Origin of the sequence: Sphaerospermopsis torques-reginae ITEP-024, assembly GCF_019598945.1 — a bacterium.
Taxonomy (GTDB): Bacteria; Cyanobacteriota; Cyanobacteriia; order Cyanobacteriales; family Nostocaceae; genus Sphaerospermopsis.
Genome location: NZ_CP080598.1, coordinates 536,785 through 562,769, shown reverse-complemented (window position 1 = coordinate 562,769; position 25,985 = coordinate 536,785). Strand labels below are relative to the sequence as shown.

Below are 25,985 nucleotides of genomic sequence, written 5' to 3'. Positions count from 1 at the left end.
AGTCAAAAGTCAAAAGTTAAAATTAACAACTCCTGACTCCTGACTCCTGACTACAAATCAATTTCCGCTTTTAAGACTGTTGCATCATTGCTATGTGACATCTTAAAACCGAGTCTTTCACATACTTTCTGCATTCCTAAATTATCAGCTAAGATATCAGCAGAAATAGAGGATATTTTCTCGTTTTTACCTACTTCTATTAATCTCTTGAGTAACTCTGTACCTAAACCATTACATTGATAGCGATCGCTCACCAGCATAGCAAATTCCGCCCCATCATTACCATGTAATTTACTCAATCTTCCTACAGCTAAAATTTCCGTTGCTTGAGTTTCTGGGTTGTGATGTTCTGCGACTAATGCCATTTCTCGATCATAGTCAATAAAACAAATTCTTGTCAGTCTTTCATGAGCTATTCTTTGACTTAATTTAACCATGTGAAAATACCGCAAATAAACACTTTCCTCTGATAGTGTTTTATGGAATTTTACCATTAATGGTTCATCTTCTGGACGGATCGGACGAATAGTAACAGGTATACCATTTTTCAATGTCCAATTACTAACATATTGGTGAGGATAGGGACGAATTGCTAATTTTGGTAATTCCGTTTCTCCTACATCCGCAGAATGTAAAACTATTCTACCATCTAATGCTATTAAACCACCAGGATGATCAGGAGAGGGAGGAATAGCTAATAAAGGATTAATATCTATTTCTTTAATCGCTGGTTGTTCTACTACCAAATGACTAAATACTACTAACAATTCCTCCAAAGCTGCCATATCAATACTTTGTCTACCCCGCACTCCTTTTAATGCTTTATAGATTTTCGTTTGTTCCATCATCCGCCGTGCTAGGGTAGTATTTAAAGGTGGTAAAGCTATGGCGCTATCTTGGAAAACCTCGACTAATTCTCCCCCAGCACCAAATAATAATACTGGTCCAAACTGCGGATCTAAACTACTACCAATGATCAATTCATAACCGCTAGTTTTGACCATTTGCTGCACGGTTACGCCTAAAAAATCTTCTGGTTTAGCTTTTTCTAATACCGAAGTTTCTATTAAATGATAAGCTCTTTTAACAGCTTCTGCATTTCGCAAATTTAACTGTACTCCTCCCACATCTGTTTTATGGGTAATTGTTTGCGAATACAATTTCAAAACCACGGGATAACCGATTTTCTCAGCACATTCTACTGCTTCTTCTGCACTCTTAGCAATACTTCCAGCAACTACCGGAATACCATAGGCGGCTAATATTTCTTTAGATTCAAACTCTGTTAAAATCGCTCTTCCGGCTTTTCTGGCATCCTTAATAATGGTTTCCACCAATGCACAATTACGGGTATTTGTATCACATTCTAAACTTGGTAAAACAGGAGTTTCATAAATTCCCTTGAGGTTATAACTATACCGCCACATATAGCTAAATATTTTAGCTGCTGTATCGGGATAATCATAAGTAGGAATGCCTTGATGGTTGAGAATTTGTTTTCCTTCTGCCACATCTTCCCCACCCATCCAACTAGCTAAAATTGGTTTATTCGCCATTTGTGAATAGGGTTTTAATTCCTCGGCAATTTTTGTCGGATCGGTCATAGCTTGGGGTGTTAAAATTACTAATAACCCATCACTATTAGGATCTTTGGCAGCAATTTCTAAGGCTTTTGTATAGCGTTCTGGGTCAGCATCTCCTAAAATATCAATCGGGTTATTATGACTCCATTGTGGGGGTAAAATTTCATTTAAACCCTGCATGATTTCTTCGGAAATTGGTGCTAGTTTGCCTCTACTTTCTATCAATGTATCGGTGGCTAATACTCCAGGACCACCAGCATTAGTTAAAATTGTTAAACTTGGACCTTTGGGGCGCGGTTGTTTTGCTAATACTTCTGACATATCAAATAAATCAGAAATACTATTAACTCTTAATACTCCACATCTTCTAAATGCAGCATCTAAAACAGCATCACTTCCTGCTAATGAACCTGTGTGAGAAGCGGCCGCTTTTGCTGCTGCTGCTGTCCGACCGGCTTTGATAACAATTATCGGTTTTGTTAATGCTACTTCTCTCGCTGCGGATAGAAAAGAACGCGCATCACCGATGGATTCCATATAAATTACAATACTTTTTGTATTGGGGTCATCTCCCAAATAATAAATTAAATCTCCCCAACCTATATCTAACATTGAACCGATAGAAACGAAGGCACTAAAACCAACGTTTTCCTGTAAACTCCAATCTAAAATAGATGTACATAAAGCACCGCTTTGACTGAGGAAACCTACATTTCCTGGTTGTGCCATTTTACTCGCAAATGTCGCATTTAAACCGGAAATTGGACTCATGACCCCTAAACAGTTTGGTCCAATAATTCTAATTTTTCCTTTGTGTGCTATTTCCAGAATTTCTTTTTCTAAAGCTATTCCTTTTTCTCCTGCTTCTTTAAAACCAGCGGAGATTATTATTGCTCCTTTTATTCCGGCTTTGACACAATCATTAATAATTTGTGGTACTGTAGGTGCTGGGGTGGCAATTACCGCTAAATCTATTTTTTCAGGAACATCAAAAATAGTAGGATAAGCTTTAATTCCTAATACACTATTGCGTTTAGGATTGATAGGAAAAACTGTTCCATTAAAGGGGTTAGTAATTAAATTCCAAAGTAAAGTTCTACCCACACTTCCAGGTTTTTCACTAGCACCAATAACAGCAACGGTTTGAGGTGCAAAAATCGCGTCTAAGGGGTTTAGTCTCTCAGTTTGTAAGATGTCGTAAGCTTTGTCTGCGGTTGGTTTGATAGATGCTTGCATAATTAATTACTCCTTTCAATAAGTGACAGGTGACAGGTGACAGTAAAGATAGGGAGATGGAGATAAAAATTCATTCTGATGTGATCCCTAAATTGTTATTTTGTTCAAGAATTTGCATGATTTTTGAAAGTGCAGTGGTAATACCTTTTTCTGCTTTTAGTGAAATGCGATCGCCTAATTCAAAATTTTGTCCTGGTACTGTAACTAACCAAGCTATAGGAGATTTACCATAGAGAAATTCAGTTAAAGCTAGGAGCGATCGCGGATCTGCAAAATGTCCTATACTATGATAATGATCATTTGTTAATGATAAAGGTGCTACTACCATATTTTCATTAATCGTAGCATCAACAAAAATTGATAAATTGACATTGGCCAATTCATCCGCTAATTCTGGTGTGAGTTGATGAACTGCTAGGGATTTTACATTTGATAAATTCCAGGAATCAATAGTATCAGCTATTTTTTTTCCCACTCCATCATCACTGCGTAATTCATTACCGTAACCAATCACTATTACTTTTTTCATTATTAATCACTATTAACTAGGAAAATCGAAAAAGTCCTGATCTAATATTTGTTCCAGAGAGAAAGGACAAATATTTGGATATTCATTTTCTTGAGGAATACGCACACCAAAAAACGCTTTTTTCCCTTCTTGAATAGCTAAATTACGCCCATCAGGATAAGCTATCTCTAAGGCGGTTTCTAAATAAGATTTTAACGAAGGAGTATTTTTAATAGCGATGATCACTCGTTGACGATGTTCAATAATTGAACGATACCAACTTTGTTTCATGGAATCAGGAGCATCATGTTGAACCATCAGTTTTAGTAGATGTGCTAATAAAACCATTAAGTTACTTTCTAATGCTCTTTTTTCTGATTTACCCAATTCTTTAAGCTCCTCAATTAAATGTTCAATATCTAATGAGTTAAATTGTTTTGTTTCCAAGGAGCTAATTGTTTGTTCAATCCACAATTGAAAATCTCGTTCATAAAGATTCAACGGTTTATTAGATTGTTGGTTATCTAATTGTGATTTCACTAACTTCTCCTTTTTAATATTGAATTTCTATTAATCATCTTACCATATATCTTAGGAAAAAACATTTTCTTCTCCTCGTAAACAAGCGTCACAAGTTCTGCAAGAGTTACGAATCCAACCAAAACCAACGCGATCGCCTATTTTTAATGAAGTCACATCTTCTCCGATTTTTGTTACTTTTCCCACCACTTCATGTCCAGCAACTAAGGGAAATGTACTCACATTCCATTCATTATCTCTCATGTGAATATCGGTGTGACACAAACCATTATGAGTCACTTCAATTTCAATATCTTGACGACCTAATTCTGCGGGTTCATACTCCCATTTCTGTAGTTTCTCTCCTTGTTTCAAAGCTGCATAACTTGAGAATTTTTCAGTTAGTGTCATAAAAGCTGATCCTATATTATGATTATTTTTTTAATTGTCTTTAATCTTCCCACACCTATCTAATATCTAAACCTGACCACATAAGAAATTATACGAAAATTAAAAGTTCTTAATACAAATGGTTCTTCATACCAAGGAAAATTTTGATCTCGTTAACAACAGATTAATTTTTTTAAAATAGCATCAAAACTTGAGGAATTTGTGAAGAAACTCCACGAAAACAAACGCAAACTTATGTTAATAATAAATGTGATTTATAGATTATTGGTTGTATAATCAATTGCGGTAACTGAATAAAGACAGTTAAAAAATTTTACATAAATCGTGAGGCTGTTTTATGCCTGAAATCAATTTTCAACAGCCAATTAATAGTGCTGCTACTCTTGTAAAAGAATACGCAGTGGGGAAACGAGATTTTGAAAGAGCAGAATTAAGTGATGCTAATCTACAAGATGTTGATTTAAAAGGATCTGACCTCAGCTATGCTGATTTAAGTACAGCCAACCTCAGCGGTGCTAATTTGCGCGGTTGTGATCTTAGCTACGCTGATTTGAGTCAAGCTAATTTACAGAATGCAGATTTGCGGGGTGCAATGTTGTTTTCTGCGAATCTACGTCAAGCTGACTTGCAGGGAACCCATTTAGAGAATGCTGACTGTGACCATAACACCCATTTTCCCCGCAACTTTGACCCAATGCAAGCGGGGATCAAGATGAGCGAATAACAGTATAAATATTGAGGCGGCTATATCAACCGCTTATTTTTTATACAATTAAAAGATCCCTGACTTCTTTGAGAAGTCGGGGATCATATAAAAATTTACTCCTGCCTTATGCCTTCTTTAATCCCGACAAATTTGATTTACTACATTACCATTTTTGTCCACTAATTCTATTAGTAAAGGCATTTGTCCCACCGCATGAGTAGAACAACTCAAACAAGGGTCAAAAGCCCTAATACCAGCCTCTACCCGGTTTAACATTCCCTGTTGAATATCACTACCGTTGACAAAATGACGGGCAATTTGGGCAACTGTGCGATTCATTGCTAAATTATTTTGACCAGTAGCAATAATCAAATTTACCTTTGCCATCAAACCATTTTCATCAACTTGATAATGATGGAATAAAGTCCCCCTTGGTGCTTCACTCACACCCACAGCTTCTAATTGATTAATACCAGCTTCCGCCCGCAAACGAGTTGATAAAATATCAGGGTCATCCAGTAAAATTTCAATGTGTTCAATACAAGCCAAAATTTCAATTAACCGTGCATAGTGATAAAAGAAAGAAGATTTTACAGTACCAGTTCCATGACTGCGAAATTCTTTTAATTCTTTATCTGCTAATGGTGTACCAATATGACTACAAACATTCAATCTAGCTAATGGTCCAACACGATACATTCCACTATCTAAACGACAATGATCACTACTATCTGGATAACCTAGAGGACGATAGTAAGGAGATTTTAAATAAGAATCAGCTTGGACAGCTTCACCGATAAATTCAGGATAATTAGCAGCATCTAATTTATCAGCAACAATATTTCCTGCACTATCAACAAAGCGGATATGTCCGTCGTAGGTTTCCCATAAACCATCAGGAGTTACTAACCCCATAAATAAACTAGGGAAATTACCAAAAGTTTGTGCTTCTTTTTCGTAATCTTTTAGTAATCCTTTAAATAAATCTATGGCATTTAAAACCGTGCTTTTCGCTTCAGGAATACGGTTTTGAATATGGGTTCTATTTTCTGAAGTTAAAGGATCACTCACACCACCAGGAACAGCCCAAGAAGGATGGATTTTTTTCCCTCCTAATAATTCAATAATTTCTTGTCCAAATTGCCGTAAACGAATACCACCTCTAGCTAATTCTGGATCTGCGGCTATCAAACCAAAAACATTTCTAGTTGCTGGTTCGCTATCCATTCCTAATAATAAATCTGGGGCGCTCAGGTGAAAGAAACTCAAAGCATGAGATTGAACAATTTGCCCTAAATTCATTAACCGACGTAATTTTGTCGCGGCTTTGGGAATAGTGACAGCCAATATTTGATCACCTGTTTTTGCTGATGCCAACAAATGACTTACCGGACAAATACCGCAAATTCTTGCAGTAATTCCCGGCATTTCTGGGAAAGGACGACCCACACAAAACTTTTCAAAACCGCGAAATTCTGTCACATGAAACCGCGCATCATTTACTTGACCGTCATCGTCTAAATAAATGCTAATTTTGGCGTGGCCTTCTATTCTCGTAACCGGATCAATAACGATTTTTTTCATATTATTTGGTAATTTGGTAATTTGGTAATTGGTAATTGGTAATTGGTAATTCAATTTTGGATTTTGGATTATTGTTTTTGTCAATTCCAATCTAAAATCTAAAATCTAAAATCTAAAATTTTTCTCCCCAGTCACCAGTCGCCAATCACCAGTCCCCAGTCCCCAGTCACCTAGAAATCATAAACTCTAGCTTCTTCGGCTTCTGGAAACTCTTCACAGTATTCTTCAAAAGCTGTTTTTAAAGGTTTCATTGCCCGTTGGTGGGCAATTTCTGCTTGTATTTCTTCTACCACATCCCAAGCGGCTGCACATTCGGGGGAATTAATTCCTTTTTCCGAACAAACAAGACGAGCTTTTCTAATTTCATCTTGTAATTCTTGTTCTAACAAAATTGCATGGGGTTTTTCTAAGGCACTGCTGCCAGCTAAGATGTCAGTTAATGAAATTATTCCTATTAATTCGCCACTAATTACCGGCGCACGATGTAAACGATAATTAGCAAATAATCTGGCTACATATTCTAAACCTAGTTCGGGATTGACGACAATACAAGGTTTAGTCATAATCTCATAAACACGGACTTTATTTGTATCTTTCCCGTAGGCTACGACTTTATAAACAATGTCGCTTTCTGTAACAATTCCATAAGCATCTTGATCATGACGACGATCTACAATTAACGCCCTCCAGTCTCTAGCTTTCATTAAATCAATTGCTTCTTTAACTGTAGCAGAACCGCGAATCATTGCTACATCTTTGGTCATTACATCTGCTGCTTTTAACATAATTTTATCTCCCAAATTTTTAGGTGACAGGTGACAGGTGACAGGTGACAGGTGACAGGTGACAGGTGACAGGTGACAGGTGACAGTAAGAAGGGAATAGGGAATAGAGAATACTTTTAAATATTACCAATTACCCATTACCAATTACCCATTACCAATTACCCATTACCAATTATCCAAATTTAATCATTTCCCGTCCTTCCATTACTGGTATTTCTCCTTTTAATAATGGTTCAAGTGCCGCACGAATGCGAGGGGCTGAAGGAGGACAACCGGGTAAATAAATATCAACTGGTACTATGTAATGAACGGGTACAACTTTATCAATTAAGGGTGGAACAATACCAGGTGAATGGGGTATTTGTTGATTAACATCTGCACCTTCAATATAAGCTAATTGCAGACTCACATCTGCATTTCCTGTTGGGTTACGCATAGCGGTTACATTTCCAGTAACAGCGCAATCTCCAAAGGAAATAATTGTTTTGGTGCGTTGCCTAATTTGGTGGATCAATTCTAAATGTTCTTCGTTAGCGATCGCCCCTTCTACTAATACCACATCCACGCCTTCTGGATATTCTTTAATATCAGCAATGGGACTATAAACTACATCAACTTGGGCGGCTAAATCTATCAACCATTCATCCAAATCTAAAAAGGACATATGACATCCAGAACATCCACCTAACCAGACTGTTGCTAATTTTATTTTATCCATTTTTTTTACCTTTTTAGTAATCAGCTTTCAGCTTTTAATCAGGTTTAAGATTTGAGTTTTTGAATGAGCGCAGTCAGCATTCTTTTTACTAATTACTAATTACTAATTACTGATAGCTGAATGCTTAAAATTGATTTCCATTCTTTCACAACATTAATTGGAACTGAAATATCAATAGACTTCGCACCAGGTAAAGGTATTGCTAAATTTAAAGGTTCGGTCGGTAATTGGGGCAATATTTCAGTGAGATCATATTGACCAATTGTAGGGGCTGGTGCTTCATCTAAAAATATATCATTAGCGTTCCAAATTTGACCAGTTTTTGAGGTAATTCTTAACGGTTGGGGGTGAATTAATTCCGCAGAACCAGGAAACCCAACTAAGCGCAAATTAATCTTAGATGTTTGCCCAGGGTAAACTTGTTTAAACAAAACAACTTGCCAAACTTTACCTAAGTGATCATCTAATTTTGTGAGTGAGCGATAAAGAACTTCTTCCGGTGCTGGTTCTATTTTGGTGGTGATAGCAATAGCACTTTTCCAAGTTACACTTCCTAAACCCAGGAATATACAAATTGTCAATATTCCCACTATTAAGAATTTGCCCATTTTTAACCAAATCAGATACAACATGAAATTTCATTTTTGGTGAGTAAGTGATTATTGAGTTAGCTATTACTTCAGATAATTACTAAAAGTTGAAAGCTGATTGCTAATTGCTGATTGCTAACTTAATAATTCCATTCTTTCTTAGTTCTAGCATTAACCAAAAATTCAATTTTACCCCGATCATGTACCATTTCTCCCACACTAGAACCTTGATAGAACAGCGCACCTGTGGGACAAGCATTAATACATTTACCACAGGAAGTACAGGTTTGAGAAGTTCCCCAAGGCTGATTTAAATCAGTAATTACGTGAGATTTTGATCCTCTACCTGCCATGTCCCAAGTATGTGCGCCTTCGATTTCATCACACACACGAACACAGCGAGTACAAAGCACACAACGATTATGATCTATGCCAAATCTATCATGAGAAGTATCAACAGAACGTTGAGGATTTTGATATTCTAAACGTACATGATCCATGCCCATTTCTATAGCTAAATCTTGTAATTCACAATTGCCATTAGCCACACAAACAGAACAAATATGATTACCTTCGGCAAATAACATTTCAATAATTGTGCGCCGATATTTTTGGAGGCGATCGCTATTTGTATTCACCTCCATTCCTTCAGAAACTTTGGTAACACAAGCTGGTAAAAGTCTATTCATCCCAGCAATTTCTACCAAACACAAACGACAAGCACCCACATCTCCCACACCTTCTAAATGGCAAAGTGTAGGAATATGTATACCCGCTTCCTGTGCTGCTTCTAGTAAGGTTTCATCCTCACGGGCGCTAATCATTTGCCCGTTAATTGTTAATGTTTTTACTGTCATACGAATTTTAGATTTTGCAATTAGTAATTATCAATTGTCAATTGTCAATTATCAATTATCAAAGCCAAATACTCATCTCGAAAATATCGCAAAGTGCTAAAAACTGGATTTGGTGCAGACTGTCCTAAACCACATAAACTGGTATATTTCACCATGTCACACAATTCTTCTAATAATTGCAAATCAGCTTGTGCAGCTTTACCATCACCAATCTTCACTAATAAATCATGGAGTTGCACAGTTCCCACCCTACAAGGAATACATTTTCCACAGGATTCATCCATACAAAATTCCATGAAAAATCGCGCCACATCTACCATATTTGTGGTTTGATCCATGACAATCATCCCACCAGATCCCATCATTGATCCCAAAGCAGTTAAGGATTCATAATCTACAGGTGTAGCAAATTTTGACGCTGGTATACATCCTCCAGAAGGTCCTCCAGTTTGTACTGCTTTAGCAATACCACCATCAGGAACACCACCACCCATTTCTTGAACAATTTCTTCTAAAGTTGTCCCCATAGGTACTTCTATTAAACCTGTATTGCGGATTTTTCCAGCTAGTGCAAAAACCTTTGTTCCTTTACTTTTTTCTGTGCCAATACTCGCAAACCATTCCGCACCATTTCTCATAATTGGCGCAATATTTGCAAAGGTTTCTACATTATTAATTAAGGTCGGATAACCCCATAAACCAGATTCCGCCGGATAAGGTGGCCGGGGGTGAGGAACACCTCGTTTACCTTCAATAGAAGCCATTAATGCTGTTTCTTCACCACAAACATACGCACCCGCACCAATACGAATTTCGATTTTAAAATCAAAGGGTGATTCAAAGATTTGTGAACCTAAAAGTCCTAATCTTTGGGCTTGGCGAATAGCAGTTTCTAATCTTTTAATAGCGGTGGGATATTCTGCCCTCACATAAATATAACCTTGACTTGCGCCCACAGCATAAGCAGCGATCGCCATTCCTTCTAATACTCTATGAGGATCACTTTCTAATACACTCCGGTCCATAAATGCACCGGGATCACCTTCATCCGCGTTGCAAATAACAAACTTTTTCTCACCTTGAGATTTGGCAACTGTCGCCCATTTTAAACCTGTGGGATAACCAGCACCACCTCTTCCTCTTAAACCACTTTTAGTAATAGTTTCTACTACCTCAGAGGGTTTCATTTCTCTTAACACTTGGTAAAGGGCTTGATAACCATTTTCCACAATGTAAGATTGAATCCTATCCGGGTCAACTTTACCACTATTTTCTAACACAATGGGTAATTGTTTAGTAAAAAATGGTTGGCTCAAATCTTGCTGTTTTAAATCTGTTTCCTTACCCTGTACAGCCTCAATTACTTTTGCTGCATCCTCTGGGGTAACTTGTTCATAAAGTTTCGTTTCTTTGTTGTTTTCTTGATCCACCTGAACTAAAGGACCTTGACAACAAAGCCGCATACAACCCACACCAGAAACATGAATTTCATCCTCTAAACCCGCAGCTTTTACAGATTTTTCTAAGTTATCTTTTACAGCTTGAGAACCAGAAGACAAACAACCCGCAGCAGTACAACAACGAATCTGTACAGGTTTCGCCTGAGAACGTTCTATTCTGGCAATTTCTAATAATTCATTTAGTTCCATTCTGCCATTCTCCCACTTTTTCACAAACTGTTTCTGAAGTTTGATTTCCTAAAACAGCACCATCAAAAACTACCGCCGGTGCAATCCCACAAGCACCTAAACATCTGGCAGTTAACAGGGAAATTTCCCCATCAGGTGTTGTATCTCCGGCTTTAATTTTGGTGGTATTTTCTAAACTTGTTAAAATTGCTTGTGCGCCTTTTACATAACAAGCAGTACCTGTACAAACTACACAATTATGTTTACCTTTGGGGGCAAGGGAAAATAAATGATAGAAAGTTGCTACCCCATAAACCCGACTGGGTGGTAATTTTAATTGGTGGGCAATGTACAGCAACAAATCTAATTCTAGATAACCGAATAATTCCGAAGCCCGATGGAGAATTTCAATCAGTGCATCTTGTTGATATTGATGCCGTTTGATTGTTGCATCCAACATTTTTAAACGTTTATCTCCACTCGGATGAGTAGAGGTTTCTTTAACAGAAGTTGTCATAATGATTGGTAATTGGTAATTGGTAATTGGTGATTGGTAATTGGTAATTGGTAATTGGTAATTGGTAATTGGTAATTGGTAAATTTATTACTGTCACCTGTCACCTGTCACCTGTCACCTATTCCCTCAAAATGTATAATATACACAGAACAAGATGCATGATGTAAAACATAATTACTAACACTACCGATTAAAAATTCTGTGATTCCAGAAAGTCCACGTCGTCCAATCACAATCAAATCCGCATTCCATTCTTTAGCAAAGTTACAAATTACTTTACCCGGACTACCGACATTTTGCGAAAATTCAGTATTAATATTCTCAGCATTTGCTTGGGCGCAGAATGCTTGTAAAATTTCCAAACCTTCGTTTTTATGGACTTCCAGTTTTTGCAAGTACCTTTTCATGCTGTCATCACCCCAGCCTGGATAGTAATCCATCTGAGAAATAACCATTACATCATGAATGCCGTCTTCATCAGGTGATAGAACGTGCAATAGCATTAATTTGGCTGATGTTAACCTTGCTAAAGACAGGGCTTGTTCAAAAACTTGCTTACCCATGTCCGAGCGATCCAATGCAACTAAAATTTTGTTAAACATCGCTACCCCCATCTTAGCTCGTCAATTATTGAAAATAGCTCTTTCTGCTTTCTAGATTCTTGGTTAGTCAAAATATGTTTATTTCATTTGGGTTTCTGGACACTCATCTTCACAATTCCTTAATTTTTCACACCTGCCCTGTGACTTGGTTCTACACTTATGCTTATACGCAAACAATTTGAGGAACTTGTGAGGATAAATTATTGGTACTTCAGTCAGTATTCATCTGAGAAATTCTTGTAAACATTCAGTTGTCAGCCGTCAGCCGTCGGCAATAACCTAAAAACCATCAATAATCAGGTGTTCAAAAATCAAATAGGAGTCCTATAGCTAAATAGTTACGTTTAATTAATATTTAATTAATATTTAATTAATATTCAATTATTATTTAATTAATATTTAATAATCTACTGTTTTATGACTTATAGCGTTTCCTGCTCTAATGAAGTACACACCAATTTATTCCCTGTTCCCTGTTGCCTAAAACGAAAAAACTTTATACCTCACTAGCATGAGAACGGTTATATTCTGATTTGTGACTACTGAATTATTACAGAATATATATTTTTAGCTTTATATAAATTTATGTTTCTACATCAATGTTACTATTGAATGTATAAAGTTAAACTTGTTTAAATTATATCTAGGAAACCTCAATTTAATATTGAGTTCTTTTCCACTATTACCAGCTTTTAAAGGTACGATATTAGGGAAGCTTTTAATATGAAGATTTTAGTGATCGAGGATGACGAGTTAAATGCCTATGCACTTACCACCTTTCTCACTGAGCAAAATTATGCAGTAGAAGTGGCCAATGATGGTGATATCGGCTGGGATTTAGTCGAAACTTACGATTATGATTTAATTCTTTTAGATGTTATACTGCCCAAACTGGATGGTATTAGTTTATGTAAGAAAATTCGCTCTAGTGGTCGGCAAGTACCGATTTTATTATTAACAGGATGTGATAGCTCTCACGATAAAGCCATTGGCTTAGATGCAGGTGCTGATGATTATGTAGTTAAACCTTTCAATCAAGAAGAACTTGTAGCCCGTGTCAGGGCATTATTAAGACGGGGTAGCATCGCCTCACAACCTGTATTAGAGTGGGTAAACTTACGATTAGATCCCAGTAGTTGTGAAGTAACATATCAGCAAAATCTCCTCTCACTCACACCAAAAGAGTATGCTTTGTTAGAACTCTTGATGCGAAATAATCGCCGAGTCTTTAGCTGTGGCATGATTTTAGAGCATCTTTGGTCCTATGAAGACACACCAGGAGAAGAAGCCGTTCGCACCCACATTAAAGGTTTACGTATGAAGCTAAAATCAGTGGGAGCGCCTCACGATTTAGTAGAAACAGTATATGGTATTGGTTATCGTCTGAAACCCCAGGAAGATGAAGGAGAGCAATTAGGAAATAGGGGAAATAAAAAGACCAAAGAAACAGGAGAAACAGGGGTATTAAAGGATCAGAAAAGCAATTTAAAATCTCAGCCAACTCTTACAGCTATTGGGGAAATTTGGCAGCGATTTCGTGGCCGGGTAGAGGAACAAGTTACTATCATAGAACAGGCAGTACAACAGATTGTAAATTCAAGCTTAAACTCAAGCTTAAACTCAAGCTTAAACTCAGAAGTGCAAACTGAAAATTCATCACTTGCGCTATCACAGGCTATTAAAGAAGCCCACACTTTAGCAGGATCTTTAGGCACTTTTGGTTTGCCTAATGGTTCAGAATTAGCGAGAAAAATTGAAAAATTACTCAAATATGGTAAAAACCTAACTACAGTTGACACAACCAATCTCAAAAATTGGGTTAAATTACTCCGTCAAGAAATTGATAGCAAAAATCGGGAAAATCTACCCTCTCCCAATAATAACCATAAACATTCTTTAAATTTACCACAACCATTAGACCAAACAACCACTAAAGCCAAAATATTAGTCGTAGATGATGACCCACAAATTTTAGCATTATTACAAACATTACTTACACCTTGGGGAATGGAAATTATTCCACTTAATGATCCCCTGCATTTTTGGCAAACTTGGCAAAGTTTCCAGCCTGATATGCTGATTTTGGATATAGAAATGCCTGGTACAAATGGGATTGAATTATGTCAAATGATTCGCAACGATCCCCAAGGTAGTGAACTACCAATTTTATTTCTTACTGTCCATAATGATGCCGAAATAGTGAATCAAGTTTTTAGCGCAGGTGCTGATGATTTTGTCAGCAAACCCATCATAGGATCGGAGCTAGTTAACCGCATTATTAACAGATTAGAAAGGGTGAAACTGTTAAGAAGAATGGAGCAAAATCGAAACAAGCAAGTTAATAACCTAGAAAATAAAAATAGATTTATTCAGGAAAGTTATCACAATTTAGTCGAAGTTTATCCAGAAACAATTTTGATTGTCAGTCAAGATAAATTGGTGTTTGTAAACAGTGCCGCAGTTAAACTTTTTGGTGTCACATCAACAGCAGAATTATTAGGGAAGAAATTTATTGACTTTGTACATCCCGATTTTCAAAGGGAAATGAACAAAGAACTGCAAAACCTCCAAATCAAGAAACAATCAATTCCCTTGCATGAAGTTAAATTGATCAGGTTAGACGGTAGGGAAATTCATGTAGAAATAGTAGTTGCTTCTCTCACCTACAAAGGTCAATCAGCAGCCCAAATATTTGCTCGTGATATTACTCAACGCAAGCAAACAGAATTAGCACTGCACAAAGCTAAAGACGAACTAGAATTAAGAGTAGCAGAACGTACAGCCGAGTTAATTACTGTCAATCATCAATTACAATCACAACTTGATGAAAGACGACGGACACAGGAAGAACTGCGAATTTCTCAAACTCGATTTGAAGGCATTTTAAGTATAGCTGATGATGCCATTATTTCTATTAATAGTAATCAAAAAATTACTTTATTTAATCAAGGTGCAGAAAAGATTTTTGGTTACTCTGCTCAAGAAGTGCTAGGAGAAAAACTAGATTTACTATTACCTATACGCTTTGCTGAACAACATCGCCATCATGTATCTGATTTTGGTAAATCTTCAGGTTATGCTCGCAGAATGGGAGAAAGAAGAGAAATATTTGGTTGCCGCAAAGATGGTACTGAATTTCCCGCAGAAGCTTCTATTTCTAAATTAGAAGTGGGTGAAGAATGTGTTTATACAGTAATATTGCGAGATATAACTGAACGTAGACAAGTGGAAAAAATGAAAGATGAATTTGTCTCTGTTGTCAGTCATGAATTGCGTACTCCCCTAACATCAATTCACGGATCTTTAGGAATGTTAGCTAGTGGTTTATTACCAACAGATTCAGAACAGGGTAAACGCTTATTACAAATAGCCACTGATAGCACCGAGCGTTTGGTGAGATTAATTAATGACATTCTCGACATTGAGCGCATCGAGTCGGGTAAAGTAAAAATGGAACGGGAAACTTGTAATTTAGAAGATTTAATTAACTCGGCTGTGAATATTATGCAGCCTCTAGCCAATAAAGCTGAGGTAAATTTATCTATTGCTAGTTTATCTGTAAAAATCTGGGCTGATCCGGATCGGATTATTCAAACTTTAACAAATTTGTTGAGTAATGCGATTAAATTTTCCACATCTGGGGCTACAGTTTCCTTGCTGACAGAATTAAAAGAAAATGAGGTGCTGGTGACAGTTACAGATACTGGAAGGGGAATACCAGCTGATAAGTTAGATAGTATTTTTGAACGATTTCAACAAGTTGATTCTTCAGATTCACGCAACCACGATGGTACTGGTTTAGGGTTAGCGATTTGTAAGAGTATTGTACAGCAGCACGGCGGACAAATCTGGGTAAAAAGTTTGTTAAACAAAGGTAGTAGTTTTTATTTTACACTGCCAATTTGCCAGATTGACCAAACACCTGAATTAGAAAATTATGCCATTGAAGAAACTGAAGAAATTATCATTACTAATCAGCATTCTTCTTTGGTTTTAGTTTGTGATGACGATGCGGTAATTCGTAGTGAATTAAAAAACTTATTGGAACAAGGGGGATATCGGGTAATTACAGTAGATAGAGGTGAAGAGGCGATCGCTCAAGCCATTGCTAAACATCCCGATGTCATTGTATTAGATTTACTTATGCCCGGTATGAATGGCTGGGAAACAATGGCACTATTAAAAAAACGTCCAGATACTCAGGATATACCAATTGTGATTTGTAGTGTCTACAAACCCAATAAAAATAATCCCCCCAGTGCTAATTTTGTTGATTGGTTAAGCAAGCCAGTAGAGGAAAATTCCCTGTTAAATTCCTTGAGAAAAGTTGTATCTGAACCTTCTCGCAAAGTTAAGATTTTAATTGTTGAAGATGATCATGATTTGGCAGATTTATTAGCAACTTTGTTTGCTAGACATGATATTGAAACTTTCCTGGCTAAAACTGGTAGAGAAGCTATTCATCTCAGTCAAAAGGTAAATCCTGATTTACTAATTCTTGATTTAATCTTGCCAGAGAGTGATGGTTTTACAGTTGTAGATTGGTTAAAACAACATAATCAACTTTTTAGTATTCCCGTAGTTGTTTATTCTGCTAAGGATTTGGATGATTCAGAACGCCATCGACTAAAATTAGGACATACAGAATTTTTGACTAAAGGAAGAGTTACTACCCAAGAATTTGAACAACGAGTGATGTATCTGCTACAAAGAATTACCCATAATCATTAGTCAGGAGGCAGGAGGCAGGAGGCAGGAGTCAGGAGTCAGGAGTCAATAGTCAGAGTAGGAAAATGATGTTACAATCAACGTCAGTATTTCACATTCCCAATCTCAAATCCAAAATCTCAAATCCAAAATCTCAAATCCAAAATCTCAAATCCAAAATCTCAAATCCAAAATCTCAAATCTCAAATCTCAAATCTCAAATTTATCAGGGGATAAAAATCATGAACAAAAAGCGAATTTTAGTAGTTGATAATGAGCAGTATATTCAAGAAGTAGCTAAAATTTGTTTAGAAACTGTTGCAGGTTGGGAAGTGCTGACAGCTAGTTCTGGGAAAGAGGGAATAGTACAAGCAGAAAATCATCAACCAGATGCTATTTTACTAGATGTCATGATGCCAGATATGGATGGAATTGCTGCTTTTGCAAATTTACAAGCAAATCCAAATACAAAAGAAATTCCTGTGATTTTGTTAACTGCCAAAATTCAAGCTGCTGATCGTCGTCGCTATGCTCAGTTAGGTATGAAAAGTGCGATCGCTAAACCATTTAATCCTCTAGAATTAGCCGCTCAAGTCGCATCTGCCTTGGGTTGGAATTTGGAAAACTAACACACACAAGTAATTGCATCAAATATGAACAATTGACAATTATCTCTCCCTTAAAGTCAGAGAATTTAAAAAGCGGAATTTTTTGCTGTTTTACCCTGTAAATAGGAGGTTTTAAATCTTGAATGCAACAATTATTGAAACAATTATCAATTGTCAATTATCAATTCTCAATTGATAACGACATCGCGTGTAAATTTAATTCCCCCTTTTCAATTGGTGAGAGATAATATTTAAACCATTGACTCGCTAATCTTGCTACTTCTTCTATAGCACCTGGTTCGTTAAACTTGTGACTGGCTTCAGGAATAATCTCTATTTGTTTATGTTGGGTGGGAATTTCTGCTATTGCATCCTCATTCATGGCAATTATCGCACAATCATTACCACCAACAATCAATAAAGTTGGGGTTTGCACATAACAAAGGTTTTCACTTACCAAATCAGTATAACCACTACGGCAAACAATCGCCCCCACATTCATCGGACGAGCTAATGCAGCTAAAAATGCTGCCCCACTACCTCTATTTACACCAAAGTAACCAACTTTTAAATTACGAGTCAGGGTATTTTCAAACAACCAGTCTGTGACGGTAATTAACCGCGAAGCCAGAAAACTAATATCATAACGTAAATGCTGAGTACGCTGATCAATTGCATCTTCTTCTTCCGTCAATAAATCTATTAATATAGTTGCCAATCCTTCCTGCTGACGCAACAAATGTGCTAAATAATGATTGCGGGTACTATAACGACTACTATCACTACAATGAGCAAATACAACAATTCCTTTTGCATCTGGGGGTACAACTAATTCTCCTTTGAGTCTTAGAAGTCCTAACTCAATGGTAACTATTTGCTCTAAAACATTCCAAGATTGTTTATCGTTCATTGGTTTTACCTTTTGGGTAATTGGTGATTGGTAATTGGTGACTGCTGATTGGTAATATCTAAAATCTAAAATCTAAAATCTAAAATCTAAAATCTAAAATCTAAAATTTCTTTCACTTCCTCATCAGTAGTTTGGGAAAAGTCTTCATACCATAATCCAATAGCAGACAGGTATTCTATAATTTGCAAACACACTATTTCATCTACTTCTGACTGCAATTCTTTATAAGTGCTTGTCGGTGCAACTGGTATAGCAACAACTATTTTTTTAGGTTGTTGTTGTTGAAGAATCGCAATAGCAGCACGCATAGTTGAACCAGTAGCAATACCGTCATCTATCAAAATCACAGTTTTATTTTCGACGTTTATAGGTGGAGCATCCCCGCGATAAGTGCGATCGCGTCTTTGTAATTCTTGCAATTCTTCAGCCGCAACAGCCTGAATCGTTTCTTTATCTATTCCCAAAGTATTGATCACATCAGAATTTAATACTCCTATTCCCCCAGCAGCGATCGCCCCCATTGCCAATTCTTTATGACCAGGTACACCCAATTTTCTCACTATACAAACATCTAAAGGTGCATTTAAAGCTTTCGCTACTTCACACGCCACCGGCACACCCCCACGCGGTAAAGCTAACACCAACAAGTTTTCTTCGTGAGTATAAGCGGTCAAATTTTGCGCTAACATTTTTCCTGCTTCTGTACGGTTGCGAAATCTTAACACCATCACGATCACCTCCTGGTACTGATTTTGGATTTTGGATTTTGGCTGCAAGGATTTTGGATTGATAACTGGTAATTGGTGATTGGTAATCAATCTTTTCCCCTACCTATTAACTATGATTTTTGTAAATCTCCGTAACAGACAGAAAACTTTAAACTTTTAAATTTGTGATCCTCTTTGCACTGTTAAAGATACAGCATATTATCGATAAATGAAGTACAAACATTAATAATAACTCTTGTGGGTTGGGACGCACAGCCCGCCCTTGTGTACCTGATTCTCATCAAATTTGCTGTATGGATGTGAAGATTTCATTTTTTGATTTTTCCAACAAACAATTTAACAAAATACCAGATTTTATCAGAGATCAAAATCCCAAAACTTCATCTAAGAATACTTTGGCTATCATGATTGATATTGTTGATAAAATCTCAAATCAGTTCATTCCTAATTTGAAAATTCTGATCCTGACTCCTGACTCCTGACTCCTGACTGCTGACTCCTGAATTATTACAACAAGATGACAATATTGATACTCAGCTAGTTGATGATTTATTATTCCTGCATATTTCCCAAAAATTGATTAACATGGCCAATATAGCTGAAGTTATATCAGAGAAAAACCACAATAGGTATAGATTTAAAATACTCCCCAAGGAAGACTAACTATGTTTCACAAAATTTTAGTTGCTCTCGACAACTCAGAAAGAAGTCAGTATATTTTTGATCAATCTCTATTTTTGGCTCAGGCAAGTGAGGCAGAAATGATGTTGCTTCACGTTCTATCCCCCTTAGAAGATCCTTACATCAATCCCATATTTTTGCAACCAGAAACAATTTATCCTACCTTGCATACTGAAACTATTAATCAATATATGCAAGCTTGGGATAAACTAAAGCAAGATAGACTAGATTGGATGCGATCGCTGACTCAAACGGCAATTAAGGCAGGTGTCAAAACTGAGTTTACCCAAACCGTAGGTGATGCAGGCCGAGTGATCTGTGAATTAGCTTTAAGTTGGCCAGCTGACTTAATTATAGTCGGTCGCAGAGGACGTACTGGCATTAGTGAAATTTTATTAGGGAGCGTCAGCAACTACGTTTTACATCATGCTTATTGCTCTGTTCTCACCATACAAGGCCTCACGCCTCCTACCATAGCAAACACCGAAAATACACAAGTAACTTCCACCTGAAATGATCACAATTTTTTAATATTTTTTTAATATTTGTCCCTGTGCCAACAGGGATCTTGAAATACTCCCAAATTCTGGGTTATCACTTCAATACAAGCCATAAGTCGAAATACACCAGTGCAGGTAAATGAACTACAAAATTTTCCCAAATTTCGATTCAAAATCAAGTATCAAGGCTGGTTTACTCCTCACTACTTACTGTACAGACAGTTAGTCCAAACGTCTCTGTGGACTCCTAAATTCTGCTGTAAATGCTGTAAGTTAAGTTTATTTGCAACTCGTCTCTTGAGACAGTTTCTTGCTAAGTTTACTACAAATGTTATGAACTTAGCAGCGACTATACTAGATAATAGCAATTTATCAAAGACATCCCAATTTAAAATATCGAGGCATCAATGAATTTTACTAATCTTCACAAAAAAACAAACGAATATAAAGAACTTAAAGAAAAACCACATTGGCAAGGACCAACTGCAATAAAAACAACTGTCAAAGGTCGAGATATCAAGCCACAAGAGGCTATGAACGATATGAGCATTGGTGATGATCTTAATCGCGGTAGAGTAGCCATTTTTATTGATGGTTTAAGCTTATTTCACTCTGCCTTGCAACTAGGCATTGAAATTGACTATGTTAAATTACTTTGTCGTTTAACTCAAACCTCTCGTCTTTTACGGGCTTTCTTTTATACTGGTGTCGATGCCAGCAAAGAGAAACAACAGGGGTTTCTGTTGTGGATGCGTCGCAATGGCTATCGTGTAGTCACCAAAGACATACTAGCAGTTGCCGAAAATGGTAAAAAACCCAATCTGAATGTAGAAATTGCTGTGGATATGATTACTCTAGCTCCTTACTACGATACCGCTGTGTTAGTCAGTGGAGATGGAGATTTAGCCTATGCTGTCAATGCCGTTACCAGCTTGGGATCTAGAGTAGAAGTAATTGGTCTGCAAAGCATGACCAGTGATAGCCTGATTGATGTGGCTGATTATTTCATTGATTTCGAGAGTATCAAACAGTACATTCAAAAAGATTCTCAAGTCGGTTATACTTATCGGTCTTCGTCTACTTCCCAACTTTAAATTCCCATTTAATTACTTTAACTACTGACTCCTCACTCCTGAATTTTGAGGTCAGCATTTTCCCAGCTATTTTGTCTGTTCCAAATTGACTGGTTCTAGTACATCTATTGAGGATGTAGCTGATGCTGCATTGTATTTGCCACTTTTTTAGACCTGTGCTATACCAAAAAGGGAATAGCTGATTAACATTTATATGTATAATTGCTATCCTAACTACCTTATCAATTGATAATTGTCCATTGTGAAAGGCTTGGCGCAAGATTTATGCGAGGAAGTAATCAGAACCAAAAAATTATTTAGGAGTGCAAATAGTGACCCAGATCCAATTAACATTAGTGATTAGTTACCTACTAATGACTTGCTATTTTTTTACCAATTGGTTAAAGTTTTCCCTTCTTCACCCTACACATACACCAGAGGATAAATTTTTATCATTTGTTATGTTTGTAATCACTACCATCTTCTGGCCTGTAATTATTCCGATATCTTGCTTCAAAATCCTCAAAAATCGCCAACTGGAATCTAATACTATAATTCCTGTGCTTTTAGCTATTTTTGCTCTTAGCTTTTCCTACTATATCACCTCTCTTTGAATAGTTATCATATCTGTTTGGAAAGGTAACAGGTAACAGGTAACAGGTAACAGAAGGCAAAAGACAAGAGACAAAATAATTTTAGATTTTAGATTTTAGAGGTTGTTTGAAAACTTTTTCGTATGGGATTTGACACCCGCAGATCCTCCATTATCCCCCTTAAAAAGGGGAGCAAGTGCGTTGGGCGGGTTTACCGACTTGAAGCAACTGGCGTGGATTTTGAGGAATTTAGCCCCCATTTTTAAGGGGGGTTGGGTGTATCTCCATGAATTTTGATACTTTTCCAACATCCTCTGAGATTGGAGATAACAAAAACAATCCAAAATCCAAAATAAATAACTCCTGCCTCCTGCCCACTCTAATTATTGGATATTTGTGGGAAAAGTCCCCGGTCGGACAGCAATATTAATACTTTGTCCATTGCGACGTAAATCTAAGCGCAAATTCCCTCCCACTTGTGCTTTTTCCACCGCTTTCTGTATAGCAGATGCTTCTGTGACTACTTCACCGTTTAGCCTTTGAATCACATCCCCAGCACGTATTCCGGCTTTAGCTGCGGGTGAGTCGGGCATGACTCTAATTATTAATACTCCTTGATTTTCATTCACAGTTAAACCACTGTTGGGATCTGAATTAATCCGTTGTTTTAACTCAGGTGTGATCCCTACCATCTGAATGCCTAAATATGGATGTTGCGCTTTACCTGTAGTGATTAATTGATCAGAAATTCGTTTTGCTGTATTAATAGGAATCGAAAATCCTAAACCTTGCGCTCCTTGAATTATAGCTGTATTCATGCCAATTACTTCTCCACGGGCATTGAGCAATGGACCGCCAGAGTTACCAGGGTTAATTGCTGCGTCGGTTTGAATAAATTCTACTCGTTTATCAGGAACACCTACTTGGTTGCTAGAACGTCCTGTGGCGCTAATAATACCTGTAGTTACAGTATTATCTAAACCCAAGGGATTACCAATAGCGATCGCCCATTGTCCCGGTTGTAACTGATCAGAATTACCCAAAGATACAGTCGGTAAATTATTTGCTTCAATTTTTACCACTGCCACATCAGTTAATTCATCTTTTCCTACTACTTTACCTTGAAAAGTGCGTCCATCCTTTAAAGTGACTGTCACCCTATCCGCACCTTCCACTACATGAGCATTAGTCAAAATACGACCATCCGCACTTATGATGAAACCTGAACCCGCACCCCTTTCTACCCGGTTTCCTCCCCTTGGTAATCTTGACCCAAAAAACTGCCGGAAAAACGGATCATTAAATTCTTCCGGTATCCTGCTTTGCACAGTGCGAGAAGAATTTATCCGCACCACCGCAGGTCCGACTCTCTGCACAACCTGAGTCACAAAATTCGGATCTGTGTTTCCTGGTAATGGCGGCGCTGCATTTACACTTTGTACAGCTAGTTTAGATGCCGTTTCAGCCACTTGCTGTTGGTTATTTGCTAAATAGCCTCCTGCAAAAGTCATCCCTGATCCCAGCAACACCAAGGATAAAGAAGCCGCTGCTTTTTTCCAAGGCGCATGATCATGGCTTTTGGTTAACAGATTATCTTTGTCTTGAGGTTGGTTTTGCATTTCTTTATCTGAAAGGATATTTAGAGTTGTTACTAATGTAGATATTTTTTTGGCAGATTTTGTTGCCTAATTCCATCACTGTCAACAGTTTAGCTGCTATTAATCAGCACCGGTATTTAGTGAGATACACTCACAAATGTAAATTTTTCCAAAAAATCTATAAAATCTGTTAAGATTATACCAACTTTACTCATTTCACAATATTAGGACTTACCCAACTGGAAATTTCGGGAAACCGGATAGCGGTTTGTTAAAAACTCACACCTTGACAAAATTCTATCTCTGATATTAACTTAAAATAACAAACGTTCGATATAAAATAACAAAACAAAAAGAAAACATCAACTATGCCGAAAATTGTGGATCATGAACAATACCGCAAAGAATTACTCGGCAAGTGTTTTGACTTATTTGCAGACAAAGGATATGGCGCTATCACCATGCGGCAAATTGCTAACAGTTTAGGGGTTTCCACGGGTACGCTTTATCACTACTTCCCCAGTAAACAAGCTTTATTTGAACAACTGGTAGAAGAAATTAGTCAGCAAGATGTGATGGCAGCTTTAGCAGAATTAGGAGGAAAAAACAACATATCAGAAATGATGACAGCTTTGGGTAATTATCTTGTCAATAACGAAGATTACCTAATTAAATGGACTTATGTTTGGGTTGATTTTTGTCAAAATCAAGACTCAAAAACCATGCTCAATAATAGCACAGTTTTCCAACGTGCTAACAAAAGATATCAACAAGCAGCTTGTGAATTTTTGGGTATTGAAGATCAAGTTTTAGCATCATTTGTATTGAGTTTTGTCAACGGTGTAATTCTGGAAAAATTATGGGGTGATAAAACAATTGATTTTATGGAACAATGCCAACTTTTAGGGGAAATGTTAACAGCTTATTTACAGACAAAGAATAGGTCAATATCATTAATTTAACGCAGATAAACGCAGATTTTTTTATTGTGGGGAGTCAAAAAAAATGAGTTATAAATTATTATTGAAACCAGGAAATCAAGGGTTAATTGTTTTGGTTTTAGCAGCCACCGCTATAACTGTGGGAATTGCAATCTATGGTATTTCTAATTTTGGTAAAGTTGGCAATGCGACCACTGGAGAATTAACAGAAACTGCTGCTATTCCTAGTAAGGTAACAGCTTTAGGAAGATTAGAACCAGAAACAGAAGTAATTAAGCTATCTGCACCTTTAGCATTAGATGGAGATAGAGTAGAAAAAATCCTCTTTAAAGAAGGTGATATAGTTAAAGCAGGAGAGGTAATTGCGATTTTAGATTCACGGGATAAATTGCAAAATTCTGTCCTCCAAGCTGAGAAACAAGTGAGAGTTTCCCAAGCCAAACTTGAGCAAATAAAAGCTGGAGCTAAAGCAGGAGAAATTCAAGCACAAAAAGCTAATCTTGAAAGAATAAAAGCCCAGTATGAAGGGGATAAAAACGCTCAACAACAAAATATTGCTAGAATAGAAGCTCAATGGCAAGGTGATAGAATTGCCCAACAAGCAACTATTAATAAATTAACAGCAGAATTAAAGAATGCCGAATCAGAATATCAACGTTATCAACAGTTATATTCAGAGGGTGCAATTTCTAATTCTTTAATTGATAGTAAACGGTTAAATGTAGAAACTGCCAAACAACAATTAAGTGAAGCTAAAGCAGTTATTGAACGTATAAATTCTACAGCAACCAAACAATTAGCCGAAGCAAAAGTGGCATTAAATAGAATTAACACTACTAGCAATAAACAAATTAACGAAGCCAAAGCTACACTTAACAGTATTGCCGAAGTTCGTCCTGTAGATGTGAACTTAGCACAAACAGAAGTTGAAAGTGCGATCGCTGATCTTAAACGCGCTCAAACCGAACTCCAAGCAGCATTTATTCGCGCTCCCATGACAGGAAAAATTCTCAAAATTCATACCCGTGTCGGTGAGAAAATAAGTGAATCTGGTATTGCAGACTTTGCACAAACAGAACAAATGTTAGCAGTAGCAGAAGTTTATCAAACTGATATTAATAAGGTAAAGATTGGACAAAAAGCTGTAATTACCAGTCCTACATTTACAGGTGAACTGCGGGGAGAAGTTGCCCAAATTGGTTTACAAGTCAATCGTCAAAATGTGTTTAGTAACCAACCAGGGGAAAATTTAGACAGTCGAGTTATTGAAGTGAAAATTAAACTCACTTCTGAAGATAGTAAAAAAGTTGCAGGTTTTACTAACTTACAAGTACAAACAGCAATTGAATTGTAATGGTGATTGGGTAAAAATAACTAATAACTAACAAATAATAACTAATGA

Annotated in this window: 22 protein-coding genes; 7 read left to right on the top strand and 15 right to left on the bottom strand. The window is 36.9% G+C overall.

What is annotated here, in order from left to right; genetic code table 11:
- Positions 1 to 50: 50 nt before the first annotated feature.
- The 4 genes from acs to K2F26_RS02550 all read right to left on the bottom strand — a co-directional run bounded on the left by acs (position 51) and on the right by K2F26_RS02550 (position 4,257).
- Positions 51 to 2,819: an acetate--CoA ligase alpha subunit gene (acs, locus tag K2F26_RS02565; RefSeq protein ID WP_220610222.1), complete on the bottom strand. Its 2,769-nt coding sequence runs from the start codon at positions 2,817 to 2,819 to the stop codon at positions 51 to 53.
- A gap of 70 nt (positions 2,820 to 2,889) precedes the next feature.
- Positions 2,890 to 3,351: a hydrogenase maturation protease gene (locus tag K2F26_RS02560; protein WP_220611754.1), complete on the bottom strand. Its 462-nt coding sequence runs from the start codon at positions 3,349 to 3,351 to the stop codon at positions 2,890 to 2,892.
- A gap of 9 nt (positions 3,352 to 3,360) precedes the next feature.
- The gene (locus tag K2F26_RS02555; RefSeq protein WP_246605505.1) at positions 3,361 to 3,867 is read right to left on the bottom strand and encodes a DUF29 domain-containing protein; all 507 of its coding nucleotides are present in this window, start codon (positions 3,865 to 3,867) and stop codon (positions 3,361 to 3,363) included.
- Between the two features lie 51 nt (positions 3,868 to 3,918).
- Positions 3,919 to 4,257: an alcohol dehydrogenase catalytic domain-containing protein gene (locus K2F26_RS02550; RefSeq protein ID WP_220610221.1), complete on the bottom strand. Its 339-nt coding sequence runs from the start codon at positions 4,255 to 4,257 to the stop codon at positions 3,919 to 3,921.
- 337 nt (positions 4,258 to 4,594) lie between these two features.
- Between K2F26_RS02550 and K2F26_RS02545 the strand changes: the two genes are divergently transcribed.
- Positions 4,595 to 4,981, top strand: a complete 387-nt coding sequence (locus K2F26_RS02545; RefSeq protein ID WP_194054189.1) for an Alr5209 family pentapeptide repeat protein — start codon at positions 4,595 to 4,597, stop codon at positions 4,979 to 4,981.
- A 117-nt stretch (positions 4,982 to 5,098) separates the two neighbouring features.
- Here K2F26_RS02545 and K2F26_RS02540 read toward each other — a convergent pair whose 3' ends face one another.
- The 8 genes from K2F26_RS02540 to K2F26_RS02505 form a co-directional block, all read right to left on the bottom strand.
- Positions 5,099 to 6,547: a Ni/Fe hydrogenase subunit alpha gene (locus K2F26_RS02540; protein ID WP_194054191.1), complete on the bottom strand. Its 1,449-nt coding sequence runs from the start codon at positions 6,545 to 6,547 to the stop codon at positions 5,099 to 5,101.
- Between the two features lie 170 nt (positions 6,548 to 6,717).
- Positions 6,718 to 7,332, bottom strand: coding sequence for a CP12 domain-containing protein (locus K2F26_RS02535; protein ID WP_194054201.1), 615 nt, complete (start codon positions 7,330 to 7,332; stop codon positions 6,718 to 6,720).
- Between the two features lie 172 nt (positions 7,333 to 7,504).
- Positions 7,505 to 8,050 carry an NADH-quinone oxidoreductase subunit B family protein gene (locus K2F26_RS02530; RefSeq protein ID WP_194054203.1) on the bottom strand — a complete coding sequence of 182 codons (546 nt, stop codon included), beginning with the start codon at positions 8,048 to 8,050 and terminating at the stop codon, positions 7,505 to 7,507.
- Between the two features lie 95 nt (positions 8,051 to 8,145).
- On the bottom strand, positions 8,146 to 8,682 hold the full coding sequence (locus tag K2F26_RS02525; RefSeq protein ID WP_220610220.1) for a DUF3122 domain-containing protein: 537 nt from the start codon (positions 8,680 to 8,682) through the stop codon (positions 8,146 to 8,148).
- Positions 8,683 to 8,780: 98 nt separating this feature from the next.
- The gene (gene hoxU, locus K2F26_RS02520) at positions 8,781 to 9,497 is read right to left on the bottom strand and encodes a bidirectional hydrogenase complex protein HoxU (RefSeq protein WP_194054207.1); all 717 of its coding nucleotides are present in this window, start codon (positions 9,495 to 9,497) and stop codon (positions 8,781 to 8,783) included.
- Positions 9,498 to 9,541: 44 nt separating this feature from the next.
- A complete protein-coding gene (locus K2F26_RS02515; RefSeq protein ID WP_220610219.1) occupies positions 9,542 to 11,146 on the bottom strand; it encodes a NuoF family protein in 1,605 nt (534 codons plus the stop codon).
- The gene (gene hoxE / locus K2F26_RS02510) at positions 11,133 to 11,642 is read right to left on the bottom strand and encodes a bidirectional hydrogenase complex protein HoxE (RefSeq protein ID WP_194054211.1); all 510 of its coding nucleotides are present in this window, start codon (positions 11,640 to 11,642) and stop codon (positions 11,133 to 11,135) included. Before hoxE ends, K2F26_RS02515 begins: the two co-directional genes overlap by 14 nt.
- A gap of 107 nt (positions 11,643 to 11,749) precedes the next feature.
- Entirely contained in the window at positions 11,750 to 12,244 is a 495-nt protein-coding gene (locus K2F26_RS02505) for a universal stress protein (protein WP_220610218.1), read from the bottom strand.
- A 723-nt stretch (positions 12,245 to 12,967) separates the two neighbouring features.
- Between K2F26_RS02505 and K2F26_RS02500 the strand changes: the two genes are divergently transcribed.
- On the top strand, positions 12,968 to 16,975 hold the full coding sequence (locus K2F26_RS02500) for a response regulator (protein WP_220610217.1): 4,008 nt from the start codon (positions 12,968 to 12,970) through the stop codon (positions 16,973 to 16,975).
- 218 nt (positions 16,976 to 17,193) lie between these two features.
- Positions 17,194 to 17,580 carry a response regulator gene (locus tag K2F26_RS02495; protein ID WP_220610216.1) on the top strand — a complete coding sequence of 129 codons (387 nt, stop codon included), beginning with the start codon at positions 17,194 to 17,196 and terminating at the stop codon, positions 17,578 to 17,580.
- Positions 17,581 to 17,740: 160 nt separating this feature from the next.
- Here K2F26_RS02495 and K2F26_RS02490 read toward each other — a convergent pair whose 3' ends face one another.
- Together K2F26_RS02490 and K2F26_RS02485 are read right to left on the bottom strand one after the other, a co-directional pair.
- A complete protein-coding gene (locus K2F26_RS02490) occupies positions 17,741 to 18,469 on the bottom strand; it encodes a dienelactone hydrolase family protein (RefSeq protein ID WP_220610215.1) in 729 nt (242 codons plus the stop codon).
- 86 nt (positions 18,470 to 18,555) lie between these two features.
- Positions 18,556 to 19,197 (bottom strand): phosphoribosyltransferase, encoded by a 642-nt coding sequence (locus tag K2F26_RS02485; RefSeq protein ID WP_220610214.1) that lies wholly within the window; start codon positions 19,195 to 19,197, stop codon positions 18,556 to 18,558.
- A 665-nt stretch (positions 19,198 to 19,862) separates the two neighbouring features.
- Between K2F26_RS02485 and K2F26_RS02480 the strand changes: the two genes are divergently transcribed.
- Positions 19,863 to 20,390: a universal stress protein gene (locus K2F26_RS02480; RefSeq protein WP_220610213.1), complete on the top strand. Its 528-nt coding sequence runs from the start codon at positions 19,863 to 19,865 to the stop codon at positions 20,388 to 20,390.
- Between the two features lie 395 nt (positions 20,391 to 20,785).
- Positions 20,786 to 21,472, top strand: a complete 687-nt coding sequence (locus K2F26_RS02475) for a LabA-like NYN domain-containing protein (protein ID WP_220610212.1) — start codon at positions 20,786 to 20,788, stop codon at positions 21,470 to 21,472.
- 955 nt (positions 21,473 to 22,427) lie between these two features.
- Here K2F26_RS02475 and K2F26_RS02470 read toward each other — a convergent pair.
- Positions 22,428 to 23,663 carry an HhoA/HhoB/HtrA family serine endopeptidase gene (locus tag K2F26_RS02470; RefSeq protein ID WP_220610211.1) on the bottom strand — a complete coding sequence of 412 codons (1,236 nt, stop codon included), beginning with the start codon at positions 23,661 to 23,663 and terminating at the stop codon, positions 22,428 to 22,430.
- A gap of 347 nt (positions 23,664 to 24,010) precedes the next feature.
- Here K2F26_RS02470 and K2F26_RS02465 point away from each other — a divergent pair, with 347 nt between their 5' ends.
- Both K2F26_RS02465 and K2F26_RS02460 read left to right on the top strand, forming a co-directional pair.
- Entirely contained in the window at positions 24,011 to 24,604 is a 594-nt protein-coding gene (locus K2F26_RS02465) for a TetR/AcrR family transcriptional regulator (RefSeq protein ID WP_220610210.1), read from the top strand.
- Between the two features lie 43 nt (positions 24,605 to 24,647).
- Positions 24,648 to 25,937 (top strand): ABC exporter membrane fusion protein, encoded by a 1,290-nt coding sequence (locus tag K2F26_RS02460; RefSeq protein ID WP_220610209.1) that lies wholly within the window; start codon positions 24,648 to 24,650, stop codon positions 25,935 to 25,937.
- Positions 25,938 to 25,985: the final 48 nt, after the last annotated feature.

Coding starts and splice junctions, on each gene's coding strand:
- acs (WP_220610222.1), bottom strand. CDS start 2,819: ATGCAAGCATCTATCAAACCAACCGCAGACAAAGCTTACGACATCTTA.
- K2F26_RS02465 (WP_220610210.1), top strand. CDS start 24,011: ATGCCGAAAATTGTGGATCATGAACAATACCGCAAAGAATTACTCGGC.
- K2F26_RS02550 (WP_220610221.1), bottom strand. CDS start 4,257: ATGACACTAACTGAAAAATTCTCAAGTTATGCAGCTTTGAAACAAGGA.
- K2F26_RS02525 (WP_220610220.1), bottom strand. CDS start 8,682: ATGTTGTATCTGATTTGGTTAAAAATGGGCAAATTCTTAATAGTGGGA.
- K2F26_RS02495 (WP_220610216.1), top strand. CDS start 17,194: ATGAACAAAAAGCGAATTTTAGTAGTTGATAATGAGCAGTATATTCAA.
- K2F26_RS02470 (WP_220610211.1), bottom strand. CDS start 23,663: ATGCAAAACCAACCTCAAGACAAAGATAATCTGTTAACCAAAAGCCAT.
- K2F26_RS02505 (WP_220610218.1), bottom strand. CDS start 12,244: ATGTTTAACAAAATTTTAGTTGCATTGGATCGCTCGGACATGGGTAAG.
- K2F26_RS02475 (WP_220610212.1), top strand. CDS start 20,786: ATGAATTTTACTAATCTTCACAAAAAAACAAACGAATATAAAGAACTT.
- K2F26_RS02515 (WP_220610219.1), bottom strand. CDS start 11,146: ATGGAACTAAATGAATTATTAGAAATTGCCAGAATAGAACGTTCTCAG.
- K2F26_RS02490 (WP_220610215.1), bottom strand. CDS start 18,469: ATGAACGATAAACAATCTTGGAATGTTTTAGAGCAAATAGTTACCATT.
- hoxE (WP_194054211.1), bottom strand. CDS start 11,642: ATGACAACTTCTGTTAAAGAAACCTCTACTCATCCGAGTGGAGATAAA.
- K2F26_RS02480 (WP_220610213.1), top strand. CDS start 19,863: ATGTTTCACAAAATTTTAGTTGCTCTCGACAACTCAGAAAGAAGTCAG.
- K2F26_RS02545 (WP_194054189.1), top strand. CDS start 4,595: ATGCCTGAAATCAATTTTCAACAGCCAATTAATAGTGCTGCTACTCTT.
- K2F26_RS02500 (WP_220610217.1), top strand. CDS start 12,968: ATGAAGATTTTAGTGATCGAGGATGACGAGTTAAATGCCTATGCACTT.
- K2F26_RS02540 (WP_194054191.1), bottom strand. CDS start 6,547: ATGAAAAAAATCGTTATTGATCCGGTTACGAGAATAGAAGGCCACGCC.
- K2F26_RS02460 (WP_220610209.1), top strand. CDS start 24,648: ATGAGTTATAAATTATTATTGAAACCAGGAAATCAAGGGTTAATTGTT.
- K2F26_RS02535 (WP_194054201.1), bottom strand. CDS start 7,332: ATGTTAAAAGCAGCAGATGTAATGACCAAAGATGTAGCAATGATTCGC.
- hoxU (WP_194054207.1), bottom strand. CDS start 9,497: ATGACAGTAAAAACATTAACAATTAACGGGCAAATGATTAGCGCCCGT.
- K2F26_RS02530 (WP_194054203.1), bottom strand. CDS start 8,050: ATGGATAAAATAAAATTAGCAACAGTCTGGTTAGGTGGATGTTCTGGA.
- K2F26_RS02485 (WP_220610214.1), bottom strand. CDS start 19,197: ATGGTGTTAAGATTTCGCAACCGTACAGAAGCAGGAAAAATGTTAGCG.